This window comes from Escherichia sp. MOD1-EC5189, assembly GCF_002966045.1.
GTDB classification, from domain to species: Bacteria; Pseudomonadota; Gammaproteobacteria; order Enterobacterales; family Enterobacteriaceae; genus Escherichia; species Escherichia coli_F.
Genome location: NZ_PTRX01000026.1, coordinates 57,164 through 67,449, shown reverse-complemented (window position 1 = coordinate 67,449; position 10,286 = coordinate 57,164). Strand labels below are relative to the sequence as shown.

The 10,286-nt window shown below is 50.5% G+C and carries 9 protein-coding genes; 2 read left to right on the top strand and 7 right to left on the bottom strand.

What is annotated here, in order from left to right; genetic code table 11:
• Positions 1–191: 191 nt before the first annotated feature.
• Both ATB02_RS19730 and mdtD read left to right on the top strand, forming a co-directional pair.
• On the top strand, positions 192–884 hold the full coding sequence (locus tag ATB02_RS19730; protein ID WP_105272130.1) for a FadR/GntR family transcriptional regulator: 693 nt from the start codon (positions 192–194) through the stop codon (positions 882–884).
• A 22-nt stretch (positions 885–906) separates the two neighbouring features.
• Entirely contained in the window at positions 907–2,334 is a 1,428-nt protein-coding gene (gene mdtD / locus ATB02_RS19725; protein WP_088541955.1) for a multidrug transporter subunit MdtD, read from the top strand.
• Here mdtD and rbsR read toward each other — a convergent pair.
• The 7 genes from rbsR to kup all read right to left on the bottom strand — a co-directional run bounded on the left by rbsR (position 2,300) and on the right by kup (position 10,203).
• Positions 2,300–3,292 (bottom strand): ribose operon transcriptional repressor RbsR, encoded by a 993-nt coding sequence (rbsR, locus tag ATB02_RS19720; protein WP_000224470.1) that lies wholly within the window; start codon positions 3,290–3,292, stop codon positions 2,300–2,302. The two genes, mdtD and rbsR, sit on opposite strands and share 35 nt — an antisense overlap.
• 3 nt (positions 3,293–3,295) lie before the next feature.
• Complete coding sequence (gene rbsK / locus ATB02_RS19715; RefSeq protein WP_105272131.1) at positions 3,296–4,225, bottom strand: ribokinase; 930 nt, start codon at positions 4,223–4,225, stop codon at positions 3,296–3,298.
• Positions 4,226–4,350: 125 nt separating this feature from the next.
• Positions 4,351–5,241: a ribose ABC transporter substrate-binding protein RbsB gene (gene rbsB, locus ATB02_RS19710; protein ID WP_001056273.1), complete on the bottom strand. Its 891-nt coding sequence runs from the start codon at positions 5,239–5,241 to the stop codon at positions 4,351–4,353.
• A 24-nt stretch (positions 5,242–5,265) separates the two neighbouring features.
• Complete coding sequence (gene rbsC / locus ATB02_RS19705; RefSeq protein ID WP_000211858.1) at positions 5,266–6,231, bottom strand: ribose ABC transporter permease; 966 nt, start codon at positions 6,229–6,231, stop codon at positions 5,266–5,268.
• A gap of 4 nt (positions 6,232–6,235) precedes the next feature.
• The gene (rbsA, locus tag ATB02_RS19700) at positions 6,236–7,741 is read right to left on the bottom strand and encodes a ribose ABC transporter ATP-binding protein RbsA (protein ID WP_000387771.1); all 1,506 of its coding nucleotides are present in this window, start codon (positions 7,739–7,741) and stop codon (positions 6,236–6,238) included.
• A gap of 7 nt (positions 7,742–7,748) precedes the next feature.
• On the bottom strand, positions 7,749–8,168 hold the full coding sequence (gene rbsD / locus ATB02_RS19695) for a D-ribose pyranase (RefSeq protein ID WP_001590928.1): 420 nt from the start codon (positions 8,166–8,168) through the stop codon (positions 7,749–7,751).
• 166 nt (positions 8,169–8,334) lie between these two features.
• Positions 8,335–10,203, bottom strand: a complete 1,869-nt coding sequence (gene kup / locus ATB02_RS19690) for a low affinity potassium transporter Kup (RefSeq protein WP_000102319.1) — start codon at positions 10,201–10,203, stop codon at positions 8,335–8,337.
• Positions 10,204–10,286: the final 83 nt, after the last annotated feature.

Here is a 10,286-nt window from a genome sequence, read left to right as displayed (position 1 = left end):
AGTGGTGGCGCATTATAGGGAGTTATTCCGGCCTGACAAGAGGAAATTTAAAATAATTTTCCGACCGCGCATTTTTTCAGCAAAAGCCCCGTTAATGTGCCATAAAACAAGCAATTTGCCGTTTTTGCAACCGTAATCACACTTCCTGGTGGCATACTAAGGAGGAATAAAAAGAAAAAGGAAGATTAGTAATGCCTTTAAGCGCACAACAGTTAGCTGCACAGAAAAACCTTTCGTATGTTCTGGCTGAGAAGCTGGCGCAACGGATCTTAAAAGGTGAATATGAACCCGGCACCATTTTGCCTGGTGAGATTGAGCTGGGCGAGCAATTTGGAGTGAGTCGTACAGCGGTACGCGAAGCGGTTAAAACGTTAACGGCAAAAGGGATGGTTTTACCGCGACCACGAATTGGTACCCGGGTCATGCCACAATCAAACTGGAATTTTCTTGATCAGGAATTGCTTACCTGGTGGATGACAGAAGAGAACTTTCATCAGGTCATCGAACACTTTCTGGTTATGCGTATCTGTCTGGAGCCGCAAGCTTGCCTACTGGCTGCAACGGTTGGCACCGCGGAACAGAAGGCGCATCTCAATACGTTAATGGCCGAAATGGTGGCATTAAAAGAGAACTTTCGCCGTGAACGCTGGATTGAGGTCGATATGGCCTGGCATGAGCATATCTATGAAATGAGCGCCAATCCGTTTTTGACCTCATTCGCCTCGCTCTTCCATTCGGTTTATCACACTTACTTCACGTCAATTACCAGCGACACAGTGATAAAGCTGGATCTGCACCAGGCGATTGTTGATGCGATTATCCAAAGCGATGGCGACGCGGCATTTAAAGCTTGTCAGGCGCTGCTACGCTCACCTGATAAGTGACACCCCGATAACAGGACATTGAATGAGCGATAAAAAGAAGCGCAGTATGGCGGGTCTGCCGTGGATCGCGGCGATGGCCTTCTTCATGCAGGCACTTGATGCCACTATTCTGAATACCGCCTTACCCGCAATCGCTCATAGCCTTAATCGTTCTCCTCTCGCGATGCAATCAGCCATCATCAGTTACACGCTGACGGTGGCGATGCTTATTCCGGTAAGCGGATGGCTAGCCGATCGCTTCGGTACGCGTCGCATATTTACCCTTGCCGTGAGTCTGTTCACATTGGGTTCTCTGGCCTGCGCACTTTCTAACTCGCTACCACAGCTGGTTGTCTTCCGGGTTATTCAGGGGATAGGTGGCGCAATGATGATGCCTGTTGCTCGGCTGGCCTTACTGCGTGCTTATCCTCGTAATGAGCTTCTTCCTGTATTGAATTTTGTCGCCATGCCGGGTCTGGTGGGGCCAATTTTAGGCCCCGTACTTGGCGGCGTGCTGGTCACCTGGGCAACCTGGCACTGGATATTTTTAATCAATATCCCCATAGGTATTGCCGGCCTTCTTTACGCGCGCAAACATATGCCCAATTTCACCACCGCACGACGCAGATTCGATATCACTGGCTTTTTGCTGTTTGGCCTCAGCCTTGTTCTCTTCTCAAGCGGAATAGAGCTATTCGGTGAAAAGATTGTCGCCAGTTGGATTGCCTTGACGGTAATTGTCACCAGCATCGGGTTACTGCTTCTCTATATTCTCCATGCACGACGCACGCTAAACCCATTAATTTCATTAGATTTATTTAAAACCCGCACTTTCTCGATCGGTATAGTAGGCAATATTACAACCCGTCTGGGGACCGGCTGTGTACCGTTCCTTATGCCATTGATGTTACAGGTAGGATTTGGTTATCAGGCGTTTATTGCCGGCTGTATGATGGCACCGACAGCGTTAGGTTCCATTATTGCAAAATCGATGGTTACCCAAGTCTTACGTCGTCTGGGCTATCGCCATACGTTAGTGGGGATCACGGTAATTATTGGGCTAATGATCGCTCAGTTCTCTTTGCAATCACCAGCAATGGCGATATGGATGCTGATCTTGCCGTTGTTTATATTAGGGATGGCTATGTCGACGCAATTTACCGCGATGAATACCATCACACTTGCCGATCTGACCGATGATAACGCCAGCAGCGGTAACAGTGTTCTGGCGGTCACGCAGCAACTGTCTATCAGTTTAGGCGTTGCTGTAAGTGCGGCCGTCCTTCGCGTTTATGAAGGGATGGAAGGCACAACGACTGTCGAACAATTCCACTATACGTTTATCACAATGGGCATTATTACTGTTGCTTCAGCAGCAATGTTCATGCTTCTGAAAACAACCGATGGTAATAATTTGATCAAAAGACAGCGTAAATCTAAGCCGAACCGCGTTCCATCAGAATCGGAGTAAGTTGTAATCGTTGTTGCTGAAGGGTCGGCTGGGTTATCCGATGGATGAGTACATCAATCGCCAGCTCCCCCAGTTCATCTTTCGGTTGATGGATAGTGGTTAATGGTGGCGTCATAAAGCTTGCCAGTTCGATATCGTCATAGCCAATCACCGCGATATCCTGCGGAACCTGTAACTCTGCCTGATATAGCGCCTGGTAAACGCCAACAGCCATAGCGTCATTTCCGGTAAAGACGGCCTGAGGACGCAGCGGATGTGATAACAGTTGGCGCATAGCGTCAAACCCGCCGTTAAATTCAAAATCACCCGTAACTTCATAGCCATCAGGAATGTTGAGACCCGCACGTTTCATCGCCGCCCGATAACCTTCCAACCGCAGGCGCGCCGGAGTTTTATCCAGCGGGCCGGTAATACAGGCGATACGGGTATGACCTTTATCGATCAGATATTGCGTTGCTAAGTCTCCGCCCAGCAACGAGTTATCCTGTATAAGATCGCTGTCGCCATCGAACGGTGCCCAGTCCATCATCACGGTAGGCACTGTCGGATAACGTTGCATGATTTCACGCGAAGGCTGATGCGTTTCGGTGCACAGTAACAGCAAGCCATCAACGCGTTTTTGCATCAGCGTTTCCAGATTGCGATTCATCCGCTGTTCATCGCCTTCGGTATTGCAAAGGACAAGACTATAACCGCGTTCGAAGCAGCTGCGTTCAACGCCACGCACCAGTTCAGAATAGAAAGGATTGGTACTGGCAGTGATCAACATGCCAATGGTATGTGTTTGATTGAGTTTGAGGCTACGCGCCAGAGCTGATGGCGCGTAATTGAGTTCTTTAATCGCCGCTTCAACTTTGGCGGTAATCGCTTCACTGACGAAGCGATCTTTATTGATAACGTGAGAAACTGTTGAGGTAGAAACGCCCGCCAGGCGGGCAACATCTTTCATTGTAGCCAAGCGTCACCTCTGCCTGTCTAAAAATGCGTCGATCTCTTCACGCCACGGTACGGAAGGTTGTGCGCCTTTACGTGTTACGGCAATCGCAGCGGCGGCATGGGCAAAACGAATCGCCTCTGGCAATGTTTTTTCTTCCAGCAACGCCGTGATTAACGCGCCGTTAAAAGTATCTCCGGCAGCAATGGTATCGACAGCCTGCACCCGGAATCCAGGAACGCGCTGACCTTCACTATTCACGCTAGCCCACACACCACGACTTCCTAAGGTGATCAGTACGGTACGGATACCTTTTTCATGCAGTACCTGCGCGGCCTTCGCTGCATCTTCATCATTTTCAACGCGAATACCGGTGAGCTTTTCTGCTTCCGTTTCGTTTGGCGTAATAATGTCCACCAGTTCCAGCAGTTCGTCAGGAAGTTCGCGAGCCGGAGCCGGGTTAAGCGCAACGATAGTCTTATTTTGATGGGCGATTTTCGCCGCTGCCATCACACTTTCGAGTGGTGATTCCAGCTGCATTAATAATGCCGATGCGTTAGCAATACGCTCACGTTGCGCCTCCACCAGCGCAGGGGAAAGGGCTGCGTTAGCGCCGGCATGAATACCAATGACATTCTCACCTTCGCCATTAACAAAAATCAGCGCCACACCTGTTGATTCGCCTTTGATCACGCTCACCGGAGAAATATCGATGTTATCAGTGGCGAGCTGCTGGCGAACGCTTTCACCAATGCTGTCATCACCCGTACAGGCAATAAACGCGATATCCGCACCGCTACGCCCTGCAGCCACAGCCTGATTCGCGCCTTTGCCGCCAAATGCAACCTGATAGTGGTTACCGGTTACGGTTTCGCCTGGAGTAGGAAAAGATTGAAGATTAAGAATGTGGTCAGCATTAATGCTGCCAAGAACAACGAGGCTGCCTGCGTTTTGCATATTCGGGATGTCCATAAAATGCGCCACCGTGTTAGGGTGGCGCGTGCCCTGCTTTTCTTTATTTTACACGTTCATCTGTCGATGACGTATTTATGTCACCATCAGGTCATACAACCTGATTAAAACTACTGCTTAACAACCAGTTTCAGATCAACCGGATACTTAGCCTGAACTTTCTCGCCTTTCAGCACTTTATCGGCGGTTTCGACGCCTTTCGCGCCAATCTGATCGGGTAGCTGAGCGATAGTCGCTGCTAGTTTGCCATCATTCACCGCTTTTTCGCCATCCGGTGTACCGTCAAATCCGACGACCATCACATCCGATTTACCAGCAGTTTGCAGTGCGCGCAGCGCGCCCAGCGCCATTTCATCATTCTGCGCGAACACAGCCTGAACATCCGGATGAGCGGTCAACAGGTTCTGCATTACGTTCAAACCTTTGGTACGGTCAAAATCCGCTGGCTGGCTGGCAAGAACATTAAACTTGTGAGCAGCAACGGCCTGCTGGAAACCTTCGCCACGCTCACGGGCTGCGGAGGTACCGGCAATGCCTTGCAGCTCGATAACTTTGGCACCTTCACCCGCTTTCTTCGCGATATAATCCCCCGCGATTTTGCCGCCCAGTACGTTATCAGAAGCAATATGGCTCACTACTTCACCTTTCGTGGCCTGGCGGTCAAGAGTGATAACCGGGATGTTCGCCTGGTTAGCCATCTTCACAGCATTACCCACTGCGTCGGAGTCGGTCGGGTTAATCAGCAGAATTTTGGTGCCGCGAACGGTTAAGTCCTGCACGTTCGCCAGCTCTTTCGCCGGGTTATTCTGGGAGTCCAGCACCACCAGGTTATAGCCGAGTTTATCCGCCTCTTTCTGCGCGCCATCTTTCAGCGATACAAAGAACGGGTTGTTAAGCGTGGAAACCACCAGCGCGATGGTGTCTTTTGCCATCGCATTCGCACTGACGGTGGCGCTTAGCGCAACAGCGGAAACCAGGGTAGCCAGTTTTTTCATGTTCATATTCAAGATGTCCTGTAGTCGTTATTACTGTTTTTTGTTGTCTACCAGCACCGCCAGCAAAATCACCACCGCTTTGACGATCATCTGGTAATAGGAGGAAACACCTAACAAATTCAATCCATTATTAAGGAAGCCAAGAATTAATGCGCCGATCAACGTCCCAACAATGCGACCTTTTCCGCCCGCCAGACTCGTACCGCCCAGAACCACCGCAGCAATAGCATCCAGCTCATAGCCAGTCCCCGCCGTGGGTTGTGCGGAGGAGAGACGCGCCACTTCAATGATCCCGGCCAGCGATGCCAGCAGACCACAAAGAGAATAGACGATGATTTTGATTTTATTGACGTTGATACCAGAAAGACGCGTTGCCGCTTCGTTGCCGCCCAGCGCGTAGATGTAACGCCCCAAACGTGTGTGATGCAGCATGTACCAGGCCGCGAGGAACACAATCCCCATGATCCAGACTGGCGTCGGTACGCCCAGCGGACGACCAATACCAAACCAGCCGAACAGATCGGCGTTCTCAGTAAAGCCGGTATTCACTGGGCTACCGTTGGTATAAACCATGGTCACGCCGCGCAGTAAAAGCATCATAACCAGCGTAGCGATAAACGCCTGGACGCGACCTTTCGCTACAATCACCCCGGTTACCGCACCAATAGCGGCACCTAACGCGAGAGCGGCAGCGACAGCCACCAGCGCATTGACTTCAATGCCGACGATAGATGCAGCCACTGCGCCAGTCAGCGCCAACAGAGAACCTACCGACAAGTCGATACCCGACGTCAGGATCACCAGCGTCATCCCGACCGCCATAATGGCGTTCACCGAGGTTTGCTGGAGAATATTGAATAAGTTATTGATGGTGAAAAAGTTCGGGCTTAACGTCGAGACAATCGCGATCAGCACCAGCAGAGCGATAAGCGATTTCTGCTCCATCAGCCACGCTTTCGTGAAATAACGGCGACCAGAGACAGTCTGGGTTGTCATTTTTTTACTCCTGATTCACGCGATTAAGCTTGCCCACAGCGGCAGCCATTAACACTTCCTGGGTGGCCTGCTCACGAGTAAATTCCCCGCTGAGATGCCCTTCATGCATGACGATGATGCGATCGCTCATGCCTAATACTTCTGGCATCTCCGATGACACCAGAATGATGCTCAAGCCATCGGCTTTGAACTGGTTAATCAGTTGATAGATCTCTTTTTTCGCACCAACATCTACGCCACGGGTAGGTTCATCAAGAATCAACACTTTGGGGCGTGTCATCAGTCCACGGGCAATCGCCACTTTTTGCTGATTGCCACCGGAGAGCAAACCAATTGCCTGTTCCATCGACGGCGTTTTCACATTAAACAGACGAATAAAATCACTCACTGCCTGCTGTTCATCGGCATGCTTCAAACTGCCGCCAGTACGGCTAAAGTAACGCAGCGCAGTCAGCGACATATTCTCTTTGACTGACATACCCAGCACTAAACCGTCACGTTTGCGGTCTTCGGAGATATACACAATGCCGTTTGCCAGGCCATCCTGCGGTGAACGGGTAACGACTTCATGCCCATCCAGAGTGACGTAACCGCTGGTGCGCGGCAGTGCGCCGTAGAGCACTTTCATCAGTTCAGTACGACCTGCGCCCATCAAACCAGAGACGCCAAGAATTTCACCTTTGCGTAAGGTAAATGAAACATCATTAACGCCAGGTCCGCAGAGATTATCGACTTTCAGGCGGATATCGCCCGGCGCTTTGTCCAGGTGTGGATATTGATCTTCCAGCTTGCGGCCCACCATCATCTCAATCAGCGAATCTTCGGTCAGTGATGCCACTTCGCGCTCAGCAATAAATTGCCCGTCACGAAAAACAGTAACGTCATCGCAAATTTCGAAGATTTCTTTCATGCGGTGGGAGATATAGACAATACCGCGGCCTTGCGATTTCAGCTCGCGGATGACGCGGAACAGGGATTCGGTTTCGGTATCGGTCAGCGCATCGGTCGGTTCATCCATAATGATGACTTTCGACTCAAAGCTCAGCACTTTGGCAATTTCAACCATTTGCTGGTCACCGATGGAAAGATCGCCCACCAGCTTGTCACTTTTAAAACGCAGGTTAAGTTTAGCCAGCAATTTATCCGCTTCGGCATACATGGTTTTCCAGTCAATTTTGCCAAAGCGATTAACAAACTCACGACCGAGGAAAATGTTTTCGGCAATGGTTAACTGCGGGATCAGGTTCAGTTCCTGATGGATGATTCCAATGCCGGCTTCCTGGGAGGATTTCGGCCCGGTAAACGTCGTTTCTTTCCCCAGCCATAAAAGCGTACCGGCATCGCGAGTATAGATACCAGTAAGCACTTTCATCATGGTGGATTTACCCGCGCCGTTTTCGCCCACCAGCGCCATCACGCGGCCAGGATAGACATTTAACGCTGCGCCCGAGAGGGCTTTTACGCCCGGGAAGGCTTTATCGATGCCTTTAAGCTGAAGTAATGCTTCCATGACGGCCTCAGAACGTCACGCCAGCACAGAGAATGATATTCGCATACGGAGAACATTCTCCGCTGCGAATTACCGCCTGACTTTCTGCGGTTTGTTGTTTGAATTGTTCATGCGTGGTGTAACGAATTTCAATGGTATTTCCCTGGTGTTGTTGCAGCTGCTCAAGGTGAGTGAGCAACGTTTCGTGGAGTTGCGGATTATGTTGTTTGATCTCTTCCGCGATAATGGCAGCCTCGACCTGCATTTCATTTGTGACGACGCCCAGCACCTGCATAAAAGAAGGTACCCCCTGGGTTAATGCCATATCGATACGCGTTGTACTTTTGGGGATGGGTAAACCAGCATCACACACCACCAACGTATCGGTATGTCCCAGACGGGAGATCACCGAAGAAATATCAGAATTAAGAACGGTGCCTTTTTTCATTTTTTTCTCCATCAGCGAAACGTTTCGCTGACCCGCAGTTTAATCCTGACTGAGTTGGGAAAACCATCGTGACGTTACGGAAATGTGATCAACATCGAAACGTTTTACATGGTGATTAACCATGAAAACAAAAACGCCCCCTTATGGAGAAAGGAGGCGTCTGGCGTTAAATTTCGACCTGAGTACCCAGTTCGATAACCCTGTTTGGCGGGATTTCAAATTGATCCGGTGCGCGCAGCGCATTACGTTGCAACAGCAAATACAGCTTGCCGCGCAAACGCAAATACCACGGACGTTTGCCGAGGATCAACGACTCATGCGACATAAAGAAGGAGGTTTCCATCATCCGGCAACTTAATCCTTCCAGACCGCAGCGGTGGAATACTTCTTCCACGTTTGGCGTTTCTCGCCAACCATAACTTGCCACCACGCGCCAGAAAGTGGGCGACAGTTGTTCAATCTGTACCCGACGGACGTTATGGACATAAGGCGCGTCTTCGGTGCGCAGAGTTAACAGAATCACCCGCTCATGCAATACCTTGTTATGTTTAAGGTTATGCATCAGCGCAAAGGGAATGACGTTGATTGCACGTGACATATACACCGCGGTCCCAGGCACGCGAACGGGCGGTGATTTCTCCAGCGAAGCAATCATCGCTTCCAGAGAGTTACCATGTTCATGCATCCGCCGCAGCAAGCGGAAACGTTCGCTCTTCCAGGTGGTCATCACGATAAACATCACCGTACCGAGGCTCAATGGCAACCAGCCGCCGGAGAGCAGTTTATCGAGGTTAGCGGTGAACAATGGAATATCAACACAAAGGAAAGCAATCAGGATCAGCGCAACAAAATACTTATTCCAGTGCCAGTTCTGACGTGCCACGGTAGTTGAGAGAATAGACGTCAGTACCATGGTTCCGGTCACCGCAATCCCGTACGCCGCCGCCAGGTTGCTGGAGTGCTCAAAGCTGACGATCACAATCACGACCGCGACATAGAGCATCCAGTTCACAAACGGAATATAGATTTGCCCAGACTCCATTTCGGAGGTGTGAATAATGCGCATCGGCGACAAATATCCCAGACGTACGGCCTGACGCGTCAATGAGAAGACGCCAGAGATAACTGCCTGCGAGGCAATTACCGTCGCCAGTGCGGCGATGATCAGCAGCGGGATCAGCGCCCAGTCCGGTGCCAACAGGAAGAACGGGTTCTTAATTGCTTCCGGGTTCTTTAACAACAGCGCTCCCTGACCAAAGTAATTAAGAGTTAAGGAAGGCAATACGACGGTGAACCACGCCAGGCGAATCGGGAACTTACCAAAGTGCCCCATATCAGCATACAGCGCCTCGACCCCCGTAATCGACAGCACCACTGCCCCTAATGCAATAAAAGAAACCGTTTTGTATTCAAGGAAGAAATGCACCGCCCACATCGGATTCAGCGCATGCAGCACTTCCGGGTTAGCAATAATGCTACGTAACCCCAGTCCCGCCAGAATCAAAAACCAGGTCAGCATGATCGGCGCAAACAGCTTACCGACCATAGCCGTGCCATGTTTTTGAATCATAAATAGTAAAGTGAGAACGATGATTGAGAGAGGAACTATCCAGGTATCCAGCTGCGGGGCGACGATTTCCAGACCTTCAATGGCAGACATCACCGAAATAGCGGGTGTTATGACGACTTCACCATAGAAAAAGCTGCCGCCGATTAGCCCCATAATCACCAGCATTGATGTGGTTCGCGCCGACGTATTACGCCCGGCAAGCGACATCAACGTCAGGATCCCCCCCTCACCGGCGTTATCTGCCCGCATCACGAAGGTGAGATATTTAATGGAAACCACAAAGATTAGCAGCCAGAAGATCAGCGATAAAAAGCCAAACACGGCATCGCGTTCAACGCCAAAACCAAACTGGCCGGACAAACATTCACGAAGTGTATATAACGGGCTGGTACCAATATCGCCGTAGACAACTCCAATCGCCGCGAGGGTAATCGCGGGCAACGATTGCTTATTATCAGTGCTCATAGACTAGTCTTTCGTTGAAATATGAAATGTGTGCTTAGTCCCTTGGCCCACAAAAAAGCGCACAGTATGCACGATTAACGGCA

Coding starts and splice junctions, on each gene's coding strand:
- ATB02_RS19730 (WP_105272130.1), top strand. CDS start 192: ATGCCTTTAAGCGCACAACAGTTAGCTGCACAGAAAAACCTTTCGTAT.
- mdtD (WP_088541955.1), top strand. CDS start 907: ATGAGCGATAAAAAGAAGCGCAGTATGGCGGGTCTGCCGTGGATCGCG.
- rbsK (WP_105272131.1), bottom strand. CDS start 4,225: ATGCAAAACGCAGGCAGCCTCGTTGTTCTTGGCAGCATTAATGCTGAC.
- rbsB (WP_001056273.1), bottom strand. CDS start 5,241: ATGAACATGAAAAAACTGGCTACCCTGGTTTCCGCTGTTGCGCTAAGC.
- rbsC (WP_000211858.1), bottom strand. CDS start 6,231: ATGACAACCCAGACTGTCTCTGGTCGCCGTTATTTCACGAAAGCGTGG.
- rbsA (WP_000387771.1), bottom strand. CDS start 7,741: ATGGAAGCATTACTTCAGCTTAAAGGCATCGATAAAGCCTTCCCGGGC.
- rbsD (WP_001590928.1), bottom strand. CDS start 8,168: ATGAAAAAAGGCACCGTTCTTAATTCTGATATTTCTTCGGTGATCTCC.
- kup (WP_000102319.1), bottom strand. CDS start 10,203: ATGAGCACTGATAATAAGCAATCGTTGCCCGCGATTACCCTCGCGGCG.